22 protein-coding genes are annotated in these 20811 nt (G+C 67.5%); 16 read left to right on the top strand and 6 right to left on the bottom strand.

All coding sequences use genetic code 11. The features are described from left to right. Nucleotides 1-94: 94 nt before the first annotated feature. Nucleotides 95-1189, top strand: coding sequence for a substrate-binding domain-containing protein (locus tag ACZ5IQ_RS12175; RefSeq protein WP_234880615.1), 1095 nt, complete (start codon nt 95-97; stop codon nt 1187-1189). A 50-nt stretch (nt 1190-1239) separates the two neighbouring features. Here ACZ5IQ_RS12175 and ACZ5IQ_RS12180 read toward each other — a convergent pair whose 3' ends face one another. Further along, nucleotides 1240-2973 carry a purine-cytosine permease family protein gene (locus ACZ5IQ_RS12180; protein WP_464481310.1) on the bottom strand — a complete coding sequence of 578 codons (1734 nt, stop codon included), beginning with the start codon at nt 2971-2973 and terminating at the stop codon, nt 1240-1242. 290 nt (nt 2974-3263) lie between these two features. On the opposite strand from ACZ5IQ_RS12180, the gene ACZ5IQ_RS12185 reads away from it, so the two are divergent. The 4 genes from ACZ5IQ_RS12185 (at nt 3264) to ACZ5IQ_RS12200 (ending at nt 7082) form a co-directional block, all read left to right on the top strand. Continuing rightward, nucleotides 3264-4670, top strand: coding sequence for an amidase (locus tag ACZ5IQ_RS12185; protein ID WP_464481311.1), 1407 nt, complete (start codon nt 3264-3266; stop codon nt 4668-4670). 216 nt (nt 4671-4886) lie between these two features. Further along, nucleotides 4887-5450 carry a hypothetical protein gene (locus tag ACZ5IQ_RS12190; protein ID WP_464481463.1) on the top strand — a complete coding sequence of 188 codons (564 nt, stop codon included), beginning with the start codon at nt 4887-4889 and terminating at the stop codon, nt 5448-5450. After that, entirely contained in the window at nt 5450-6613 is a 1164-nt protein-coding gene (locus ACZ5IQ_RS12195) for a glutathionylspermidine synthase family protein (protein WP_020102022.1), read from the top strand. Before ACZ5IQ_RS12190 ends, ACZ5IQ_RS12195 begins: the two co-directional genes overlap by 1 nt. 19 nt (nt 6614-6632) lie before the next feature. Continuing rightward, complete coding sequence (locus tag ACZ5IQ_RS12200) at nt 6633-7082, top strand: DUF350 domain-containing protein (RefSeq protein WP_318984319.1); 450 nt, start codon at nt 6633-6635, stop codon at nt 7080-7082. Here the strand turns inward: ACZ5IQ_RS12200 and ACZ5IQ_RS12205 are convergent. Further along, nucleotides 7079-7504, bottom strand: coding sequence for a MarR family winged helix-turn-helix transcriptional regulator (locus ACZ5IQ_RS12205; protein ID WP_318984320.1), 426 nt, complete (start codon nt 7502-7504; stop codon nt 7079-7081). The two genes, ACZ5IQ_RS12200 and ACZ5IQ_RS12205, sit on opposite strands and share 4 nt — an antisense overlap. A gap of 45 nt (nt 7505-7549) precedes the next feature. Here ACZ5IQ_RS12205 and ACZ5IQ_RS12210 point away from each other — a divergent pair, with 45 nt between their 5' ends. The 4 genes from ACZ5IQ_RS12210 to ACZ5IQ_RS12225 all read left to right on the top strand — a co-directional run bounded on the left by ACZ5IQ_RS12210 (nt 7550) and on the right by ACZ5IQ_RS12225 (nt 10622). Then, nucleotides 7550-8239, top strand: coding sequence for a class I SAM-dependent methyltransferase (locus ACZ5IQ_RS12210; protein WP_318984321.1), 690 nt, complete (start codon nt 7550-7552; stop codon nt 8237-8239). A 126-nt stretch (nt 8240-8365) separates the two neighbouring features. After that, nucleotides 8366-9121 carry a UMP kinase gene (gene pyrH, locus ACZ5IQ_RS12215; protein ID WP_346414907.1) on the top strand — a complete coding sequence of 252 codons (756 nt, stop codon included), beginning with the start codon at nt 8366-8368 and terminating at the stop codon, nt 9119-9121. 40 nt (nt 9122-9161) lie between these two features. Next, nucleotides 9162-9719 (top strand): ribosome recycling factor, encoded by a 558-nt coding sequence (gene frr, locus ACZ5IQ_RS12220; RefSeq protein WP_212811834.1) that lies wholly within the window; start codon nt 9162-9164, stop codon nt 9717-9719. Between the two features lie 30 nt (nt 9720-9749). After that, nucleotides 9750-10622: a phosphatidate cytidylyltransferase gene (locus ACZ5IQ_RS12225; RefSeq protein WP_020102016.1), complete on the top strand. Its 873-nt coding sequence runs from the start codon at nt 9750-9752 to the stop codon at nt 10620-10622. Here ACZ5IQ_RS12225 and ACZ5IQ_RS12230 read toward each other — a convergent pair. After that, complete coding sequence (locus tag ACZ5IQ_RS12230) at nt 10513-11478, bottom strand: DMT family transporter (RefSeq protein WP_346414908.1); 966 nt, start codon at nt 11476-11478, stop codon at nt 10513-10515. The two genes, ACZ5IQ_RS12225 and ACZ5IQ_RS12230, sit on opposite strands and share 110 nt — an antisense overlap. Before the next feature lie 94 nt (nt 11479-11572). Between ACZ5IQ_RS12230 and rlmN the strand changes: the two genes are divergently transcribed. After that, nucleotides 11573-12670 carry a dual-specificity RNA methyltransferase RlmN gene (rlmN, locus tag ACZ5IQ_RS12235; protein WP_212811832.1) on the top strand — a complete coding sequence of 366 codons (1098 nt, stop codon included), beginning with the start codon at nt 11573-11575 and terminating at the stop codon, nt 12668-12670. Nucleotides 12671-12674: 4 nt separating this feature from the next. Here rlmN and ACZ5IQ_RS12240 read toward each other — a convergent pair whose 3' ends face one another. After that, nucleotides 12675-13214, bottom strand: a complete 540-nt coding sequence (locus tag ACZ5IQ_RS12240; RefSeq protein ID WP_212811831.1) for a TetR/AcrR family transcriptional regulator — start codon at nt 13212-13214, stop codon at nt 12675-12677. Between the two features lie 25 nt (nt 13215-13239). After that, nucleotides 13240-14580, bottom strand: coding sequence for a condensation domain-containing protein (locus tag ACZ5IQ_RS12245; RefSeq protein WP_464481312.1), 1341 nt, complete (start codon nt 14578-14580; stop codon nt 13240-13242). Nucleotides 14581-14719: 139 nt separating this feature from the next. Here ACZ5IQ_RS12245 and ACZ5IQ_RS12250 point away from each other — a divergent pair, with 139 nt between their 5' ends. From ACZ5IQ_RS12250 to ACZ5IQ_RS12265, 4 genes are read left to right on the top strand one after another with little or no spacing between them, the layout of a single operon-like run. Then, nucleotides 14720-15097 (top strand): ArsR/SmtB family transcription factor, encoded by a 378-nt coding sequence (locus ACZ5IQ_RS12250; RefSeq protein WP_135356334.1) that lies wholly within the window; start codon nt 14720-14722, stop codon nt 15095-15097. Further along, entirely contained in the window at nt 15094-16770 is a 1677-nt protein-coding gene (locus ACZ5IQ_RS12255) for a SulP family inorganic anion transporter (protein WP_464481313.1), read from the top strand. The genes ACZ5IQ_RS12250 and ACZ5IQ_RS12255 overlap by 4 nt, the downstream gene beginning before the upstream one ends. Next, nucleotides 16767-17141, top strand: coding sequence for an FHA domain-containing protein (locus tag ACZ5IQ_RS12260; protein ID WP_061001106.1), 375 nt, complete (start codon nt 16767-16769; stop codon nt 17139-17141). Before ACZ5IQ_RS12255 ends, ACZ5IQ_RS12260 begins: the two co-directional genes overlap by 4 nt. Before the next feature lie 53 nt (nt 17142-17194). Beyond that, complete coding sequence (locus ACZ5IQ_RS12265; protein WP_133425998.1) at nt 17195-17950, top strand: YoaK family protein; 756 nt, start codon at nt 17195-17197, stop codon at nt 17948-17950. Nucleotides 17951-18014: 64 nt separating this feature from the next. On the opposite strand, the gene ACZ5IQ_RS12270 is transcribed toward ACZ5IQ_RS12265, so the two are convergent. Further along, nucleotides 18015-18269 carry a DUF2631 domain-containing protein gene (locus ACZ5IQ_RS12270; RefSeq protein ID WP_061001105.1) on the bottom strand — a complete coding sequence of 85 codons (255 nt, stop codon included), beginning with the start codon at nt 18267-18269 and terminating at the stop codon, nt 18015-18017. A 123-nt stretch (nt 18270-18392) separates the two neighbouring features. Here ACZ5IQ_RS12270 and dxr point away from each other — a divergent pair, with 123 nt between their 5' ends. Beyond that, complete coding sequence (gene dxr, locus ACZ5IQ_RS12275; RefSeq protein ID WP_464481464.1) at nt 18393-19574, top strand: 1-deoxy-D-xylulose-5-phosphate reductoisomerase; 1182 nt, start codon at nt 18393-18395, stop codon at nt 19572-19574. After that, nucleotides 19571-20806, top strand: a complete 1236-nt coding sequence (locus ACZ5IQ_RS12280) for a M50 family metallopeptidase (RefSeq protein WP_061001104.1) — start codon at nt 19571-19573, stop codon at nt 20804-20806. Before dxr ends, ACZ5IQ_RS12280 begins: the two co-directional genes overlap by 4 nt. The last annotated feature ends 5 nt before the right edge of the window (nt 20807-20811 follow it).

Consider the following 20811-nt stretch of genomic DNA (forward strand, 5'->3'; position numbering starts at 1 on the left):
TATCTTCAAATTGAATTCTGGTCACCCGGGTGGCGGACGTCGTGGTCGTCGCGATCGGAGTTGCATGGCTGGGCCCGTGTCCCAAGGTGAGGTGATGGTGAATCCGAAACCCGCGACGATTCCCGCGCGCCCCGACCGGGATGTGGTCGACATCGCGCTCGTGGTGCCGTTGAGCGGGCCCGCCGGGATGTTCGGACCTTCGTGCGAGGCGAGCGCCGAACTCGCCGCCGAGGACATCAACGCCGCCGGCGGCATACTGGACCGGCCCGTCCGGATTCATCCGGTGGACGCCGGGGCGCCGCTGCGTGAGCTGGCGGACGAACTGGGCCGCCTGGTCGCCCAGCAGCAGATCGACGCGGTGGTGGGCTGGCACCTGTCGAATGCGCGGCGCGTCATCGCGCCGCAGACGGCCGGTCGGGTGCCCTACGTGTACACCACGTTCTACGAGGGCGGCGAGAGCACCGACGGGGTGTACATGGTGGGGGAAACCCCAGAGCAGCAACTGTTTCCGGCGTTGACGTGGTTGCGTGAGCACCTCGGGCTGAAACGCTGGTGCATCGTCGGCAACGACTACATCTGGCCGCGGCAGACCGCCCGCGTGACCAAGGAGTACATGTGGCGATCGGGCCTCGAATTCGTCGGTGAGGCATTCGTTCCGCTGGGCGGGCGAGATTTCCGGCCCATGCTCGACGTCATCGCCAGCTCGGAGGCCGACGGGGTGCTGGTGTTGATGGTGGGCGCCGACAACGCGGCGTTCAATCGCGCGTTCGCCCGTGCCGGTCTGGACCAGAGCGTCGTGAGACTGTCGTTGATGATCGGTGAGGATGTGTTGTGCGCCAGCGGAAGTGGGGCGACCACCGGCCTGTACACCGCGTGTGGTTACTTCGAGAGTCTGCCCACCGAGGTGAACATGGGCTTCGGCTCGCACTATCTGCAACGGTTCGGCAGTGCCGCCCCGGCGCTCAACAACATCGGTGAATCCTGTTACGAGGGACTGCTTCTGCTCACCGCGCTGGCTCAGACGGCCCGCAGCCTGGAGGTGGCCGCGATCGATCGGGCACGCGCCAATGTCGCGTACCAGGGCCCGCGCGGCGAGGTCGTCATGCGTGGTGCCCATACTCGTCAACCGGTGTACCTCGCCAGCGCCGACCAGCTCGAATTCGATGTGATCGCCGAGCTGACGCCCTGACCGATGGTCATGGCCCCGCCCGGTGCTCAGGGCGAGGCCATGACAATTCATCAGCTCGACTGCGGTGTAACCGCAGTCTTCAGTTCCTCCGTGCTGGTGGAATCGGTGTAGCCGTCCTTCTTGCACATGTCATGGCAGTCCTTGGTCAGCGTGCAGGTCAGCGAGGACACGGTGCCGTGGTGAAAAGGACAGTCGTGCACCATGTCCGGCAATTCGTAGCGCTTCTGGTCGACGACGTCCAGCAGCGTCTGACCCGCCCACAGCGGCTCCTTCTCGATCTCCTCACGAAGTGGATTGCGCCGTGCCAGGTAGTACTTGCCCTTGGTCGCGATACACATCACCGGGGACAGTACGAACGACAGTGTCAGCGCCAGGTACGGCGACCACGCCGCGAGGAAATCACCGAAAGCGTGGTAGAAGGCCAGGATCGAGAACACCGAACCCACCAGCATCGAGACGAACCCGACGGGATTGATGCTGTAGAGGTAGGCCCGCTTGAACTCGACGTACGACGGGCTGAGCTTCAGCAGCGGCTTGTTGATCACCAGGTCGGCGACGATCGCACCGATCCAGGCGATCGCGACGTTGGAGTAGAACCCCAGGATGGTGTTGAGCACGGCGAACATGTCGCTGAGCATCAGTGCCAGCGCGATGGCGATGTGCAGGCCGAGGTACACCACCCGGCCCGGGTGCACATGCAGAATCCGGCTGAAGAAGTTCGACCAGGACAACGAGCCCGAGTACGCGTTGGTGACATTGATCTTCACCTGCGACAGCAACACCATCAGCGTGGCCAACCCGAGGGCGAGGGCGTCGTTGTGGATGACCGAGCCGAAGCCGCCGAGGAACTGCTCGATGGGTTCGGTGGCGGCCGCGAAACCGACCTTGCCCGCGACGTAGAAGGCCAGGAAGGCGCCGCAGATCTGCTTCGCCGCGCCGAGGATCACCCAGCCGGGCCCGGCGGCGAGTACCGCGGCCCACCACCGCAGTGGCGGCGTTTCCGACTTCTCGGGCATGAAGCGCAGATAGTCGACCTGTTCACCGATCTGGGCGATGAGTGACAATGCCACGCCGGCGCCCGCGCCGACCCCGATCGCGGTCACCTGCTCGCTGCCGCCGTTGCCCGCCCAGCTCAGGAACCCGTGGAAGCCCGCCGGATCCGCCGTCGCGATGAAGGCGATGGGGGCGACGAACAGGATCAGCCACAACGGCTGGGTCCAGACCTGGAACTTGGCCAGGGCCGTCATGCCGTAGAGCACGAGCGGAATGATGATCAGTGAGCCGATGATGTAGCCCAGCGCCAGTGGAATGCCGAACGCCAATTTCATCGCCTGCGCCATGATCGCGCCCTCGAGCGCGAAGAAGATGAAGCAGAAGCTGGCGTAGATGAGGCTCGTCAGGGTCGAGCCGAAGTATCCGAAACCCGCTCCGCGCGTGAGCAGATCCATGTCGATGTTGTACTTGGCGGCGTAGTACGCGATCGGGATGCCCGTGAGAAAGATCGTGACCGCGGCGACCAGGATCGCGACGACCGCGCTGGCCGCGCCGTGGGTGACGGCGATCGAGGCGCCGATCGAGTAGTCGGCGAGGTAAGCGATGCCGCCCAACGCGGCCACGGCGCATGCCATCGGTGACCATTTGCGAAAAGACTTGGGCGCGTAGCGAAGTGAGAAGTCCTCGATGGTGTCCTGGTTGGCCCAGGTGACAAAGCGGGACCACGGGCCGACGCGGGCCGCGGCCATCGGTTGGCCGTGCACTTCGTCTAAGGATTGCTCGGTAGTCATGAAGGCGTTTCCTGTCGAATCCGTCGTAATCGCCAGTGATGCAATGCATCAGGCAGGCAGGTCGGATGCGGGCGCCGATGACCGGACCGGTCCGCGACCTGCAGCGGCCGGGTCGAACGGAAATTAGCACCAGTTACTTCCATATGGCAGTAGTCCAAATGGAACGTTACGGCCGGGAAACTACGTGTTTACACTGCGCGTTCGCGCGCGCGGCAAGCCGGTGTCCGGACTCACAACGTGAAATCTGAGGGTAAGGCGGGCTGGTGGTACTGCTTGGTACCGTGGGTGCCATGACACGCATCAGCACATTCGGTGACGACGCCCTCGGCGACCTCGACGCGGTCGGTGTCGCCGACGCGATCCGCAGCGGTGCGGTGTCGGCGGTCGAGGTGGTGCAGGCGGCGATCGCCCGGACCGAGAAGGCGCAGCCCGAACTGAACGGCATGGCGTACGAAGCCTTCGAGCAGGCTGTTGAAAAGGCGAATGCGCCTAGACCTTTCGGGGGATTCTTCGACGGGGTACCGACGTTCATCAAGGACAACGTCGCGGTCGGCGGCTGGCCCACCATGCAGGGCGCCGACGCCTGGGCGCCCCGGCCGGTGCCGGCCGACGGGGAGTGGGCGCGCCTGTACCTGTCGACGGGGCTGCTGGCCCTCGGGAAGACACAGCTGTCGGAGTTCGGTTTCAGCGCCTCGGCCGAGCATCCCCGGCTGGGCCCGGTGCGCAACCCGTGGGACACCATGGTGACCGCGGGCGCGTCGTCGTCCGGGTCGGGGGCGTTCGTCGCGGCCGGCGTGGTGTCCATCGCCCACGCGAACGACGGCGGCGGTTCCATCCGAATCCCGGCTTCCTGCAACGGATTGGTCGGTCTCAAGCCCACCCGTGGCCGCTTGCCGCTGGACCGTGAGACCCGGATGCCGCTGCAGATCGTCGCCAACGGCGTCCTCACCCGCAGCGTCCGGGACACCGCGGCGTTCTACCGCGAAGCCGAGCGCGTCTACCGGAACCCGAAACTGCCGGCCATCGGCGACGTCACCGCGCCCGGTCGGCGCCGGCTGCGTATCGCGGTGTGCACGAGCTCGATCGGCCGGGAGGCCAGTCCGGAGATCCGGGGCCTGACGATGCAGACCGCGGCCCGGCTCGAGGAGCTCGGCCATCGCGTCACCGAGATCGGCAACCCGGCACCGGAGCGGTTCCGCGACGACTTCCTGCTCTACTGGTCTTTCCTGGCCTTTGCGCTGGTCCGTAGTGGAAAACGCACCTTCGGCCCCAGCTTCGATCGCGGCAGGTTGGACAACCTGACCCTGGGACTGGAAGCAAAGGCGGCGCGCAATCTGCACCGCGTGCCGGCCGCCATCGCCCGGCTGGCCGCGTCACGGCGCATTCCGGCGCGCCTGGCCCGCGACTACGACGTGGTGCTCACCCCGACCCTCAGCGAGGTCACCCCGCCGATCGGGCACCTGGACCCGACTGCCGACTTCGACCAGGTCATGTCGCGGCTCATCGACTGGGTCGGCTTCACGCCGCTGCAGAACGCCAGTGGCGCCCCGGCGGTTTCGCTGCCGCTGGCCCGGTCCGCGTCGGGACTGCCGGTCGGCATGATGTTCGGCGCGGCGGCGGGGCAGGAGGCGACGCTGCTGGCACTGGCGTTCGAGCTCGAGCGGGAAATCGGTTGGCCGTCGCTCGCGGCGCGCTGACGTCGACCGGCCGGCGGGGCTATTTTTGCTCGACGCAAGCAGCGGCAACGGCCGCTTTGTCGGGCGGCCAGCCTTATGCTGTCTCACAGGTTGCGTCAATTGGGGGTGTGCATGACTGTCGGGCCCGAGAACGGGGCTGAAAGGCAGCCGTGGAAGTCGTCGGCTCAAGGCGGCGGGCCGGAGCCCGCGCCCGGGTCCGAGCCGAGTTCGCCGCCGGTGCCCCCGGCACCCCCGGCAGAACCGCAGGGTTCCGTCCGCTGGCAGGACCCGGCCACCGCCAAGCCGCGGCAGCCGACCGTCGCCGAGGCCCGGGCCCGCGACAAGGCCAAGAGGGCGCGCGAAGCCGAAGAAGAGATCGAACGCGTCAAAGCCGAGAAGGCGCGCAAGCGCGCGGCCACCGGCAAGAAGGTCCTCATCGGTTCGGCGGTCGGCGTCGGCGTGGTGGCGGTGGTCGCCGCCGGCTACGCGATCTTCCATCGCGATGATCAGATCAGCGCGTCCTGCGTCAAGGACGGCAGCAACGAAGTGGTGCCGGACAGTTACTGCAGCAGCGGCACCAACTACGGCGGCGGCAGCACGTTCTTGTACATGGGATCGCCGTACCGGTACTACTACGGCGGCTCCAACTCCGGCGTCGGCAGCATCGCCCACGGTGGCACCCTGACCCTGCCGAAAGGCACTACGGCCACAACGAAATCCGGCACCTCCATCTCCAAGTCGGGGTCATCGGTGTCGCGCGGCGGCTTCGGTTCGTCGAGCCACGGAAGCTCCGGTAGCTGATGCGGCGCGAACGTCACGCCCCGCGACCGGGGTGGCAGCAGATCGTGGCCAGCCAGGGCATGTGTTTCGACACCCCGGCCACCGACGCACACGGGAATGACCGTCCGTACTGGGACGAGTCGGTGCACTACGTGTTCGACATGGACGAGGTGCTCTCGATCGAGGCCTCGGTCGAGGTGCTGCACTCGATGTGTCTGGAAGCCGTCGAGAACATCGTGCTGACCGAGCGCTACCGCGACTTCGGGTTGCCGGAGTGGAGCTGGCCGCACATCGAAAAGTCTTGGCGCCGTAGCGATCCGCACCTCTACGGTCGCTTCGACCTCCGTTACGACGGCCGCCGGCCCCCGGTTCTGCTGGAGTACAACGCCGACACCCCCACGTCGCTGCTCGAAGCCGCGATTCTGCAGTGGTATTGGAAGACCGATGTCTTTCCCGCCGACGACCAGTGGAACTCGCTGCACGAGAAGCTGGTGGAGCGGTGGAAGGAAATCCAGGATCGGTTGCCCGGCAACGAAGCCCACTTCACCTGGTCCTCTGCGGACACCAGCGGTGAGGACAACGTGACGCTGGCCTACCTGCAGGAGTGCGCCGCCGAGGCCGGGATGAACACCGTCGGCCTGGCCATCGAGCAACTGGGCTGGGACCGGGACCTGAATCGCTTCGTCGATCTGGAAGACGCCCCGATCTCGACGCTGTTCAAGCTCTACCCCTGGGAATGGGTGCTCGACGACGAATTCGGCAAGTACGCAGCCGAATCCCTGCCGGAGACCATGTGGATCGAGCCGCTGTGGAAGTCACTGCTCAGCAACAAGGCCATCCTGGCGGTGCTGTGGGAGATGTACCCGGGGCACCCGAACCTGCTGCCGGCGTACATCGATGATCCGCACGAGCTGACCGAATACGTCCGCAAGCCCAAACTCGGGCGCGAGGGGGCGAACGTCACGATCGTCGGCGCGGGTTACGAGACACAGACCGGCGGCGTGTACGGCGAAGAGGGCTACGTGTACCAGTTGCTCGACCCGCTACCGCAGTTCGACGACATGCGTCCCGCGCTGGGCGCCTGGATCGTCGGCGACGAATCGGCCGGCCTCGGTATCCGCGAGACCTCGGGTCTAGTCACCGACAACGGCGCAGCCTTTGTGCCCCACCGCATCCCGCAGTGACCGGAAGGAAACGAACTTCATGACCCTGACCGCTCTTGGCAACGACTACTGGTCCATCGTCGGACACGGCGCGTCGGCCATCGCGCTGTACGCGATCGTCGGCGGCGCGCTGATGATCCTCGGCTTCTTCGTGATCGACTGGACCACGCCGGGACCCTTGCGCGAGCTGGTCCGCTCGGGCCGGCCGAATGCCGCGGCGGTGGCCGCCTCGGGTGTGCTGTCGATGGCCTTCATCGTGGTGCTCGCCATCTACAGCTCGACGGGCGACCTGGCCGGCGGCCTGATCAAGACGCTGGTCTTCGGCCTCATCGGCATTGCCGCACAGGCGCTTTCGGTGCGCCTGATCGGCGCCGTCAAAGGCCTCGACATCGGCGAGATGCTCCACGAGGAGAAGTTCTCCCCGGTCGTGCTCGACGTCGCGGCCGCGTACCTGGCGTTCGGCCTGATCGTCGCCGCCGCGATCCTCTAGTCGGGCGGCATCAGGCTCGTCAGCGTTTCGCGGAACTGCCGGCGCTGGGCCGGGCTCAAGTTGGCCAGCAGGGCGTCGTCGGCGGCGCGAATCCCGGCGTCGGTCTTGCCCAGCAGGGTGCGGCCGGCCCGGGTCAGCTCGGTGGGCCGGGAGCGTCCGGCTGCGACGGTCGAGGGCCGGGTGATCAGGTCGCGGTCCTGCAGCGCGCGCACCACGATGTTCATCGCCTGTGGTGACACCCCGATGAAGCGTGCCATCTCGGCATTGGACATGCCGGAGCGGTTGTCCAATATGCGCAGGCAGACGTACTGCGGGAAGCTCAGGCCGAGTGGTTCGAGAACGTTGGCGGTGATCTCGGCGCGCAGCGCGTTGGCGATACGGCTGAGTAGATAGCCCAGGGGAGCGTCTTCACCTTCGAACATGTCAATTATATTGACATATATCAAGCCCGTTGATAAACCGGAGGTATGACCAGACCCACAGATGCCATGTTCGAAAGCGCGTACCGCGGTGAGGCTCCCGAGATGGGTGCCCGGCCGCCGTGGAGCATCGGCGTGCCGCAGCCCGAGATCGCCGCGCTGATCGACGCCGGGAAGGTGCACGGCGACGTCCTCGACGCCGGTTGCGGCGAGGCCGCCACCGCGATCTATCTGGCCGAGCGCGGCTTCACGACCGTGGGTCTGGACCAGTCGGCCACCGCCATCGAACTGGCCCGGGCCGAAGCTGCCCGGCGCGGCGCCCACAATGCCAGCTTCGAGGTCGCCGACATCAGCGACTTCACCGGGTATGACGGCCGCTTCGGCACCATCATCGACAGCACGCTGTTCCACTCCATGCCCGTCGAACTCCGGGACGGCTACCAGCGCTCGATCGTGCGGGCCGCCGCGCCCGGCGCCACCTACATCGTTCTCGTCTTCGACCGCGGCGGCATGCCCGCCGGCCCGGCCAACCCGGTGACCGAGGACGAGCTGCGCGACGTCGTCGGCAAGTACTGGGTGATCGACGACATCTCCCCGGCCCGCATCCACGGCAACATGCCCGACGGTTTCGGCGCGACCGGCGCACCCGGCAGAGGTTTCGCCGACGTCGACGTAAGGGACGAGCCGAACGGACTCAAGTCGGTTCGCGCGTGGTTGTTACAGGCGCACCTGGGGTAGTCCGTCGGGTAGCCGCCCGCCCATCGGGTTCCACCCTCCTTGCCTCCGGCGCGATCGCCATGAGGCAGGATGGAGCCGCTGCCGATCGCCGGGGCAGTTGTGACTTGTGGGGACCGAAGGAGTCTGATGGGCAGCCCAGACAACGAGGCAGACAACGGTGGCCAGGGTTTGATCCGGCCGGCCTACAAGCGGGTATTGCTCAAGCTCGGTGGTGAGATGTTCGGCGGCGGCGCGGTGGGCCTGGACCCCGACGTCGTCGCTCTGGTCGCCCGGCAGATCGCCGAGGTGGTCCGCGCCGGTGCCCAGGTCGCCGTCGTCATCGGTGGCGGCAACTTCTTCCGCGGTGCGCAGTTGCAGCAGCGCGGCATGGAGCGGACCCGCAGTGACTACATGGGCATGCTCGGCACCGTGATGAACAGCCTTGCGCTGCAAGACTTCCTGCAGAAGGAAGGCATCGACACCCGCGTGCAGACCGCCATCACCATGGGACAGGTCGCCGAGCCGTACATCCCGCTGCGGGCGCGCCGGCACCTCGAGAAGGGCCGCGTGGTCATCTTCGGCGCGGGCATGGGCCTGCCGTACTTCTCCACCGACACCACCGCCGCGCAGCGCGCGCTGGAGATCGGTGCCGAGGTGGTCCTGATGGCCAAGGCCGTCGACGGCGTGTTCACCGCGGACCCGCGTGAGGTGCCCGACGCCCAGATGATCACCAGCATCACCCATCGTGAGGTGTTGGAACGCGACTTGAAGGTCGCCGATGCCACCGCGTTCAGCCTCTGCATGGACAATGGCATGCCGATGCTGGTCTTCAATCTGCTGACCGAAGGCAATATCGCGCGCGCGGTCGCGGGTGAGAAGATCGGAACGCTGGTTTCCAGCTAGGGCTGGGGCCGGGCGAGCGGGACTGACGGGAGAAGATGAAGTGATCGAGGAAACCCTCTTCGATGCCGAAGAGAAGATGGACAAGGCCGTCGCGGTGGCCCGTGACGACCTCGGGTCGATCCGTACCGGCCGGGCCAACCCGGGCATGTTCAACCGGATCAACATCGAGTACTACGGCTCGATGACGCCCATCACCCAGCTGGCGAGCATCAACGTCCCCGAGGCGCGCTTGGTCGTCATCAAGCCGTACGAGGCCAACCAGCTCAAGGCCATCGAGGACTCCATCCGGAACTCGGACCTCGGCGTCAACCCGAGCAACGACGGCAGCGTCATCCGCATCTCGATCCCGCAGCTGACCGAGGAACGCCGCCGGGAACTGGTCAAGCAGGCCAAGGGCAAGGGCGAGGACGCCAAGGTGTCGGTGCGCAACATCCGTCGCAAGGCGATGGACGAGCTGTCCCGGATCAAGAAGGACGGCGAGGCCGGCGAGGACGAGGTCGCGCGCGCCGAGAAGGATCTGGACAAGACGACCGCCACCTACACGGCTCAGATCGACGAGCTGGTCAAGCACAAGGAAGGCGAACTGCTCGAGGTCTGAGGATCTCCAGCCGTCCGCATCCGCACATTCGTGGCCACCGAAACCACCCCCACGGGGGAGCCCAAGAAGACATCGCGCGCCGGGCGCAATCTGCCCGCCGCCATCTCCGTCGGCGTCCTCCTCGGCGGCACCGTCATCGCCACCCTGCTGTTCGTCCCGCAGCTGTGGGTGGCGCTGGTGGCTCTGGCCGTCGCGCTGGCCACGCACGAGGTGGTGCGCCGGCTACGTGAGGGTGGCTATGCCGTCCCGGTGATCCCGCTGCTGATCGGCGGCCAGGCGATGATCTGGCTGACGTGGCCCTACCGGGAAGCCGGCGCCCTCGGGGCGTTCGGTGCCACGGTCGCGCTGTGCATGATCTGGCGGTTGTTGTCCGGCGGGCTCAAAGCGGCGCCGGTCAACTACACACGCGACGTGTCGGTGACGATCTTCCTGGCGTCCTGGGTACCGCTGTTCGGCGCCTTCACGGCGCTGCTGATCTACCCGCACCAGGGCGGCTACCACGAGGGTGCCATGCAGGTGTTCTGCATGATGCTGGGCGTCGTGGCCTCCGATATCGGCGGCTACACCGCGGGCGTGCTGTTCGGTAAGCACCCGATGGTGCCGGCGATCAGCCCGAAGAAGTCCTGGGAGGGCTTCAGCGGGTCGCTGCTGTTCAGCATCGTCGTCTCGGTGCTGTCGGTGCACTACCTGGCGGGCCGGCCGCTGTGGGTCGGTGTGCCGCTGGGCATCATGCTCGTCATCACCGGCACGCTCGGCGACCTGGTGGAGTCGCAGGTCAAGCGCGACCTCGGGATCAAGGACATGGGCACTCTGCTCCCCGGTCATGGCGGTCTGATGGACCGGATCGACTCGATTCTGCCGTCTGGAGTGGCGGCGTGGCTGGTGCTGGAGTTGCTGGCCTGACGGTCCGCGCCACGGCCCGCGAATTGAGCCAGCAGGCCAGCGCGCCGAGCACCAGACCGACCACCACACCGAGGTCCGGGCGCTGGCCCAGCAGCAGCCACGACAGCACGCCGGCGATGGCCGGGATGACCGCGAACAGCATGGCCACCGCGGCGGCGCCGTAGCGATCGATGGCCCGCACGTACATCGTCATGCACAACGTCGCGTTGAGCAGCACCACAGCCCCCACCGCGAGGACCGCGGTGTGCACGTTGGTCACCGTCCACGGCATGACGGCGGCCAGGATCGCCACCGGGACCAAGGAAGCCGCGTTCTGCACCGCAGCGGTGGCGCGGAAATCCACGCCGCGGCAGAACCGCTGCTGGTAGACGCCGCCGGAGGCCAGCGCCAGCAGCGAGACGACCAGCAGCACGATCACCGCGTCGACGCCACCGACCATCAGCAGCCGCTGGGCGCACGCGGCCAGCACCGCCAGTGCGCCGAGGATCAGGGCGACGACGCGCATGGCGGTCAGACGCTCGCCCAGGAACACGGCGGCCAGCAGCGCGGTGGCGACCGGGTTCATCGAGATGACGACGGCACCCAGCACCGCGGGAGCGCCGTGCATCAGTGCCAGGTACAGGCAGATGAACTGCACGGCCTGCGTGAGCAGGCCACTGATCACGACGTGCACCAGCCGCGTGCCAGTGGGCCATTTCACACGCGCCGCCAGGGCCCACGTGGACAGGATGGCGGCGGCGAGGCCGAACCGGAACACCAGCGTCGCCATGGGTGTCAGGGCCGAAACCGCAAGGGCGCCAATGGGATAACCCAATGCGTAGACGAAGGCCAGGAGCGACGCGGGACGGGGCGGCATGGGCTCATGGTGAGTGTTCATAGACGCCGAGTCCAACGATTTTCGGCTGTGATTTCGTCCCGGGGGTGCCGTCGGTGCGATACTGAAGCCCGTTATGGCCGTTTCCCTTCCTCTGGTGTTCGATGCACCGCGCCGCGGCATGCCGCCGCGGCACCTGGCCGACCTCGATGCCGAGGGACGCGTGGCGGCCGTCACCGAGCTGGGATTGCCGAAGTTCCGGGCCAAGCAGCTGGCCAACCAGTACTACGGGCGGTTGATCGCCGATCCGCACGAGATGACCGATCTGCCCGCATCGGTGCGCGATCAGGTGGCCTCGGCGCTGTTCCCCGACCTGATCACCCCCGCGAAGCAGATTCAGTGCGACGCCGGGGAGACCCGCAAGACCCTGTGGCGCGCGGTGGACGGCACGACGTTCGAGTCGGTGTTGATGCGCTACCCGCAGCGCAACACCGTCTGCATCTCGTCGCAGGCCGGCTGCGGCATGGCGTGCCCGTTCTGTGCCACCGGTCAGGGCGGCCTGAAGCGGAACCTCTCGACCGCCGAAATCCTGGAGCAGGTCCGCGCGGCGTCGGCCGCCATGCGCAACGAGCACGACGGCCGGCTGTCCAACATCGTCTTCATGGGCATGGGGGAGCCGCTGGCCAACTACAACCGGGTCGTGGCCGCCGTGCGCCGGATCACCGCGGCGCCGCCGGAGGGTTTCGGGATCAGCGCCCGGTCGGTGACGGTCTCGACGGTCGGCCTGGCACCCGCGATCCGCAAACTCGCCGACGAGAAGCTGGGCGTGACGCTGGCGCTGTCACTGCACACCCCCGACGACGAGCTGCGCGACACGCTGGTCCCGGTCAACAACCGGTGGAAGGTCTCCGAAGTTCTCGAGGCCGCACGGTATTACGCCGACGTCACCGGTCGCCGGGTGTCGGTGGAGTACGCGCTGATCCGCGATGTCAATGACCAGCCTTGGCGCGCAGACCTTTTGGGCAAGAAACTGCACCGCGCGCTCGGTCCGCTGGTGCACGTGAACCTGATTCCGCTGAACCCGACCCCGGGCAGCGAGTGGGACGCGAGTCCCAAGCCGGTCGAGCGGGAGTTCGTGCGCCGGGTACAGGCGGCCGGGGTGTCCTGCACGGTGCGCGATACTCGCGGCCGCGAAATCGCCGCTGCCTGTGGGCAATTGGCGGCCGAGGGCTAGTCTCTCAGCGCAAACCGACGGCGTGCCGCAGCTGCGCCAGTAGTTGCTCGGTGTCGTCGCTCGGGACGAGGTAGTGCGACACCGCGATCCGGATGGCCGTTGCGGCCTTCAGTTCGGCGTTCGGCCCCGACAGTAACTTCTGCAGGCGCGCGCGCATGGTCGGGACGACGTTCGGCAGCTGGGCGAGCACGGCCTCCGGTTCGATGTCGATGACCCGTACGCCGGAATAGGTCTTCTGGTACTGCACGATGAATTGCAGTGCGGCATCGAGCTTTTCGTTGCCGCGCAGCCCTTCGGTGGCCGCGGTCATGCCGTCGACGAACAAGTCGCGCTCGTACCGTCCGAACGACTCGAGCAGCGCCTCCTTGGAGGCGAACCAGCGGTACAGGGTGGGCCGCGAGACGCCGGCCTGCGTGGCGACCTCGGACAGGCTGAGCTTGGTCTGGCCCTGACGGGCAAGCACTTCCGCGGTGGCCACCAGGATTCGGCTCGGGGTCGAGGCGTCCTCGACGGAGCTGCCCTGATTGCTCGCCGTGCTGTCCACGAAACCGATGGTACTACCCGGTAACTTAGTCGACGGTTCCGGTGAGTCCGAGTTCGGCCAGCGCCTTGCGGGTGGAATCAGCCAGTGCCGCTTTGGTGTTCGTCTCGCCCGGTTCCCATGCGGTGACCGTCACGATCATCGACGTCGGTGTCTGGCACAACACCAGGAACAGGTGGCCGTTCAGGCGCTCGAGGTCCACCGGGGTCAGGCCCGGCTCGACCAGGCGGGCGTGGAAATTGTCGGCGTCGGTCCCGTCGGGCCGGTTGAACGCGGGCGGGAACTGGCCCAGGTTGGAGCAACCGATGGGCTTGCCGACCTTGAGCACCATCTTCTCGAGCCGCCGCACCGCGAACTTCGGCACCAGGGGAGTGAGGGGAAGCGGCGTGAGCATCATGCGGGTCCACTCGTCGACACCGGCCAGTTCGCGCTTGACGTCGCTGCGCAACTCGGACAGGTCGGTGCTGACCTTTTCCGGATCCGCCATCACGGTGATGGTGCTGAGGGCATTGCCCCGGGTGTCGCCCTCGGTGCGGATGTTGACGGGGAACGACAGCATGGCGCGGCCGTCGTCGCCCAACCGGCCCACCACCAGCCCGAGCCGGGCAGCGAGCGCGGCGAACAGCACGTTGCTGGTGCCGCCGAGGGCTTTCGCGCGCTGGTACCACTCGTCGATGCCGATGTGGACGACGACGAACGGCGGCGTCACCGGAGTGGTGATCCCGCTGGACACCGGCGCGCTCACCGATTTGGCCGACGCCGCCAGGTCGCCCTTCTGATCGCGGGCGATCTTGACCGCGCCGACCACGGCCTTGAACCAACTGGGCACCGAGCGCACCGTCTGGCGGAGGTCTTCGCGCAGGGCCTCGCGCCGGGTGCGGGCCCCGGCGATCGGGTAGCCGAGATCGCGCGGCGACCCGTTGACCGCGTCGGCGACGGCCTCGGCAATGGCCAGGCCGTCACCGACGGTGTGCGACACCACGAGCGACACGGCCGCGCCGCCGCCTTCGAGTTGCTGCACGCCGAGGTGCCACGGCGGACCGTGCTCGGGGTCGACGGGGATGTAGCCGCGTTCGTTGACCCAGTCGTTGATCTCGGAGACGGGCCGCGTCCCGGGAGCGACGTCGAGGTCAACCGGTCCGGTGGAGCGGACCCACCGGTGGCGGCCGAACGGCAGGGGGGACCGTTCGATCCGGCGGCCCAGCAGGCCACCGCTACCCAGATTGCGGTGCAGGCGGCGCAGGCCATCCAGGTCGACCGGATGTTCGTAGATCCAGGTGTATTGGATCAGCGGGCCGCGGCCCAGCGCCCGTAAGCCGGTGAAGGAGGCTTGATCGCCCAGGTCGATCGTGTTGTCGGCTACGGTCATGTCGCGAATGTTACCCAGCCCACAATATTTTGCTGCGCGAGCCTGTGGGTTGTCTGGGGGGAAGCTGATCCGGCGGATCGGTCTGACGCGCTATGATGGATTGAGAATTTCTTCAATCCATCAATTAGGGGTGCGGCAGATGGTCGACAGCGTGCTCGACGGTCCCGAACGGCCGCTGTACGAGATCAAGGCGAACCTCTTCAAAGCGCTGGCGCATCCGGCGCGCATCCGGGTGCTGGAAATTTTGTCGACCTCTGACGGTCCGACGCCGGTGAGCGACATCCTCGCGGCCAGCGATATCGAGCCGACGCTGCTGTCCCAGCACCTGGCGGTGCTGAAGCGTCATCACGTCGTCAGCGGGTATCGGGCCGGCAACGCCGTCTACTACACGCTGGCCCATCCGAAGATCGCCGAACTCCTGCTCATCGCGCGGACCTTCCTCGCCGATACCCTTGCCGCCCAACGTGATCAGCTCGACGCCGTCGGCTCGCTGCCGCCGATCGGCACCAGCCGATGACCGCGCTCGCCGCTGACCGCATCACCAGGTTGCTGCCGTCGCGCGCGGACTACGTCGGCCTGGGGCACTCGTGGCGGCGTGACGTCCTCGCCGGGGTGACGGTCGGGGTGGTCGCGTTGCCGCTCGCGCTGGCGTTCGGCATCAGCTCGGGGGTCGGTGCGGCGGCCGGTCTGGTCACCGCGGTCGTGGCAGGGCTGGTCGCGGCGGTGTTCGGCGGGTCGCACGTGCAGGTGTCCGGGCCGACCGGGGCGATGACGGTCGTGCTGGCGCCGATCGTGGCGCAGTACGGACTGGGCAGCGTCGCCGCGGTCACCATCCTGGCCGGGGTCGTCGTCGTGGTGGCCGGCGTCACCGGCGTCGGGCGTGCGGTGACGTTCATTCCATGGCCGGTGATCGAGGGATTCACCCTCGGCATCGCCGCCATCATTTTTCTGCAGCAGGTCCCGGCGGCATTCGGGCAGGCGGCACCCGCCGGACGGTCCCCGCTGGTGGCCGCGGGCGTCGTCGTCTCGCACATCGACACGGGTGCGGCCCGGCCGGCCCTGCTCGTCACGGCGCTGGTGGCGGTCCTGATGATCGTGCTGCCCAGGTTGCATCCGGCGGTGCCGGCCTCGCTGGTGGCCGTTGTCGCCGCGACCGCGCTGGTGGCCGGTGCCGGGTTGTCCGCCATGCGGATCGGGGCGCTGCCGTCGCGGCTGCCCGCTCCCGTCTGGCCGCACGCCGACCTGGCGGTCCTGCACTCCCTGTTCGGTGCGGCGCTGGCCATCGCCGCACTGGCCGCCATCGAGTCACTGCTGTCGGCGCGGGTCGCGGCGACGATGTCCCCGACCGGGCCCTACGACCCGAACCGGGAACTGGTGGGGCAGGGACTGGCGTCGGTCGCCTCCGGGGTGTTCGGCGGCATGCCAGCCACCGGGGCCATCGCCCGCACCGCGGTCAATGTGCGGTCCGGCGCGCGGACCCGCGTGGCGGCCATCGTGCACTCGCTGGTGCTGCTTGCCGTGGTGTACCTGATCAGCGGTCTGGTGGGGACCATCCCGCTGGCGGCGCTCTCGGCGGTGTTGATGGTGACGGCGTTCCGGATGATCTCGCCGCACACCGTCACCCGGATCATGCGGTCCACGCGTTCGGACGCGGTGACTTTTCTGCTGACCGCGACGGTCACCGTCTGCTTCGACCTGATCCAGGCCGTCGAGATCGGCATCGCGGCCACGGCACTGTTCGCGCTGCGCGCGCTGGCCCGCCGCAGCAGTGTCACGCGGGAGGAACTGCCGGGGCCCTATCTGCCCGGCGACGAGCGCATCGCCGTGCTGCGGCTCGACGGCGCGATGTTCTTCGGTGCGGCCGAACGGATTTCGACCGCGATCACCGACGGCAACCATCCCGAGACGTCCGTCGTCATCATCAGGCTGTCGCAGCTCGGCATGCTCGACGCGACAGGCGCGCACACCTTGACGCAGATCGTCGAAGACCTCGAGGCGCGCGGCATCACCGTGATCATCAAAGGGGTCAGGCCCGAGCACCGGGACCTCCTCGCGGGCGTCGGCATCATCGACTCCCTGCGGCACGAGAACCATCTCATCGAAAACTTGGACGATGCCATCGCCCACGCCCGCAGCCACACCACCCGCAGCGCCTCGAAAACCCATCCAGGAAAAGGAAACCCGATATGAGTCTGATCGACGAGCCACGCCTCGGCGACGACGTTGCCGTCCACCGGAAGGCGTCCGAGGTACGCCCGGGCTCGGGTGTCCTGGTGATCAACCGCGGTCCCGGACCCGGCGGCCAGTTCCTGCTGGCCGACGAAGTCGTCGCCGCCGGCCGGCACCCCGACAGCGCGGTGTTTCTCGATGACATCACCGTCAGCCGGCACCATGCCGAAATCCGTTGGCTGGACGACGAATACTGGATCATCGACGCCGGCAGCCTCAACGGCACCTATGTGAACGGGACCCCGGTTCAGGCCCTCCCACTCACCAGCGGTGACGAAATCCAGATCGGCAAGTTCCGCCTCGGCTTCACCTGCCGGTCGCAGGACCGGTGACCGCGCCGGTCTGATCTGGGCCGTCCGCCGACCCTGCCGTATATAATGTGCCGGTGGATGAGCAGTCGCCAGACAGGGTTGTGAGCAAGGAAGCCGCCATCGGACCGGAGGCCCGGTTGTCGTGGCTGTTGTCGTGGTTGGCCGGCATGATCGGCGCGGTCGCGTTCCTGCACAGTGCCGGATACTTCGTCACCTTCATGACGGGCAACACCGAACGCGCCGTACTCGGCTGGTTCGACGTCGCGGAACGGCAGAAAGTGTCCGGAGCCGGGCCGCAGGCGGCGTTGTGGTTGATGGCCTGCTTCCTGGCGGGGGTCTTCGTGGCGTCGTTCCTGCGGCGCAGGTACTGGCAGAACCATCCGCACGGGGCCACGGCCCTGGTGACCTTCGGCCTGTTGGTGGCGTCCGTCGTCGAGCTCTATGAGGACGGCTGGTACTACGAGGACGTCAACTTCACCGGCATCCTCATCATCTGTTTCTCGGTGGGCGCGCTGAACACCAGCTTCGTCAAGAACGGTGAAGTGGCGGTACCGCTCAGTTACGTCACCGGAACGGTCGTCAAACTGGGCCAGGGGCTCGAACGGCACATCTGCGGCAAGGGCACCGTCTACGACTGGCTCGGTTACCTCGCCCTGCTGGGGTCGTTCATGATCGGCGCCGGCGTGGGCGGCGGGCTCGCCGACCGTCTCACCGGCCCGCAACTCATCGGCACCGTCGGGATCATCTGCGGCGCGACGACACTCGTCACGTTCTTCCATTCGGACAAGAGGCACCGCGAGCCCGAGCAGGCGCCGGAGCCCGCCGCCTAGGACCCGCCGACGACAAAGGCCACGAACTCGAAAGGAGTTCGTGGCCTTTGTCGTAAGGCTGAGGTCAGCGGATCCAGCCGCGACGACGCAGCCACCAGCCGCGCACGACGATGACCAGCAGGAGGATGGCGAAGCCGATCAGCCAGGCGTCCTCGACGTGGCCGACGTGGTTACCGCGCAGCATCACCAGCAGGAAGATGGCGGACAGGATGCCACCGGCCTGAATCACGGCGCGGTTCATCTTGGACCAGCCCCACTCGGCAGAGGGGACGTCCTCGACATCGACGCCGGTGCTTCGTTCGACCTCGGTGGTGGCCACGGCAACTCCTTAACGATCCGGTGGATTGCCGACATTCTTACATACGACGCTCGGTCGTATTTGTTGGTGGCCACGTTGTCGCCGCGCGTTTATCCGGTCGACCACCGTTACTCGAATGTGGGCATCGGGCGGCACAATAGAGACGTGAGTGAGCGGCTACGAGTCCTGGTGCTCGGCAGTACCGGGTCGATCGGTACCCAGGCCCTGGAGGTGATCGCCGCCAACCCGGACCGGTTCGAGATCGTCGGCCTGGCGGCCGGCGGCGGCAACGCGGAACTGCTGGCCCGGCAGCGCGCCGAGACCGGGGTCACCAACATCGCGGTGGCCGATCCCGCCGCCGCCGAGCGCATCGGGGACATCACGTACGCCGGCGCCGACGCGGCCACTCGGCTGGTCGAGGACACCGATGCCGACGTCGTCCTGAACTCCCTGGTCGGTGCGCTCGGTTTGAAGCCGACGCTGGCCGCGCTGCACTCGGGTGCCCGTCTTGCCCTGGCGAACAAGGAATCGCTCGTCGCGGGCGGACCGCTGGTGCTCAAGGCGGCGCAGCCCGGTCAGATCGTGCCCGTCGACTCCGAGCATTCGGCGCTGGCGCAGTGCCTGCGCGGCGGCACCGGTGACGAAGTGGCCCGGCTCGTGCTCACCGCGTCGGGCGGCCCGTTCCGCGGCTGGGCGGCCAAAGACCTCGACGACGTCACCCCGGAGCAGGCCGGTGCCCACCCGACGTGGTCCATGGGCCCGATGAACACGCTGAACTCGGCGTCGCTGGTCAACAAGGGCCTGGAACTCATCGAGACCCACCTGCTGTTCGGCATCGACTACGACCGCATCGACGTCGTGGTGCACCCGCAGTCCATCGTGCACTCGATGGTCACCTTCACCGACGGCTCGACGCTGGCACAGGCGAGCCCGCCCGACATGAAGCTGCCCATCGCGCTGGCGCTGGGCTGGCCGGCCCGCGTGCCGGGCGCCGCCCTGGCATGCGACTGGACCACGGCCTCGACCTGGGAATTCGAGCCACTGGACGACGACGTCTTCCCGGCGGTCCGGCTGGCCCGGGAGGCCGGCACCCGTGGTGGTTGCCTGACCGCGGTGTACAACGCCGCCAACGAAGAGGCGGCAGCCGCGTTCCTCGACGGCCGGATCCGGTTCCCGGCGATCGTGCGGACCGTTGCTGATGTGCTGGGCGCTGCGGATCAATGGGCCGCCGAACCCAGTACCGTGGATGACGTACTTGATGCGCAGGATTGGGCCCGGGACCGGGCACGGCGCATCGTCGCACAGGAGGTCGTGCCCGCCCGATGATGTATGCGATCGGCATCGCGCTGTTTGCGCTGGGTCTGCTGGTATCGGTGGCCCTGCACGAGTGCGGCCACATGTGGGTGGCCCGGGCCACCGGGATGAAGGTGCGGCGGTACTTCGTCGGCTTCGGCCCGACGCTGTGGTCCACGCACCGGCCCAACCGGCTCGGCTCGACCGAGTACGGCATCAAGGCCGTCCCGCTGGGCGGCTTCTGCGACATCGCGGGCATGACGTCGGTCGACGAGATCGCGCCGCAGGACGAGCCCTACGCGATGTACAAGCAGAAGGTCTGGAAGCGCGTCGCGGTGCTGTTCGCCGGGCCTGCGATGAACATCATCATCGGCCTGGTGCTGATCTACGGCATCGCGGTGTCGTGGGGCCTGCCGGACCTGCATGCACCGACCAGCGCCGTGATCGGCGAAACCGCTTGTGTGGCCCCGCAGGTGGCGAAGACAGGCGACAACCTGTTCGGGCCGTGCCCGCATCCGGGCGCCGGACCCGCCGCGGCGGCGGGCCTGAAGGCCGGGGACACCGTCGTCAAGGTCGGTGACAAGCCGGTGAGCACGTTCGAGGAGATGGCGAAAGCGATCCGCGGCATGAGCGGCGCCGTCCCGGTCGTCTACGAACGCGGCGGCCAGACGCTCACCACCACGGTCGACATCGAGCAGACGCAGCGCTTCACCGACAAAGAAGCCGCGACGGCGACACAGGTCGGCGCCATCGGCGTGACCGCGGCGCCGCAGCCGGGACCGACGCAGTACAACGTGCTGACGGCCGTGCCCGCGACGTTCACCTTCACCGGTGATCTGTCCGTCGAGCTGGGTAAATCCCTGGCGAAGATTCCGACCAAGATCGGCGCCCTGGTCCACTCGATCGCCGGTGGCGAGCGCGACAAGGAGACCCCGATCAGCGTCGTCGGCGCCAGCCGGATCGGCGGCGAGACCGTCGAACACGGCATCTGGGTGATGTTCTGGTTCTTCCTGGCGCAGCTGAACTTTGTCCTGGCGGCGGTCAACCTGCTGCCGTTGCTGCCGTTCGACGGTGGCCACATCGCGGTGGCGACCTTCGAGAAGGTCCGCAACATGATTCGCGCGGCCCGCGGCAAAGTCGCCGCGGCGCCGGTGAACTACCTGAAGCTGATGCCGGCCACCTATGTGGTGCTGGTGGTGGTCGGCGGCTACATGCTGTTGACCGTGACGGCAGACTTTGTGAACCCCATTCGACTTTTCCAGTAGGAGAC

The organism is Mycobacterium toneyamaense, from assembly GCF_055384815.1.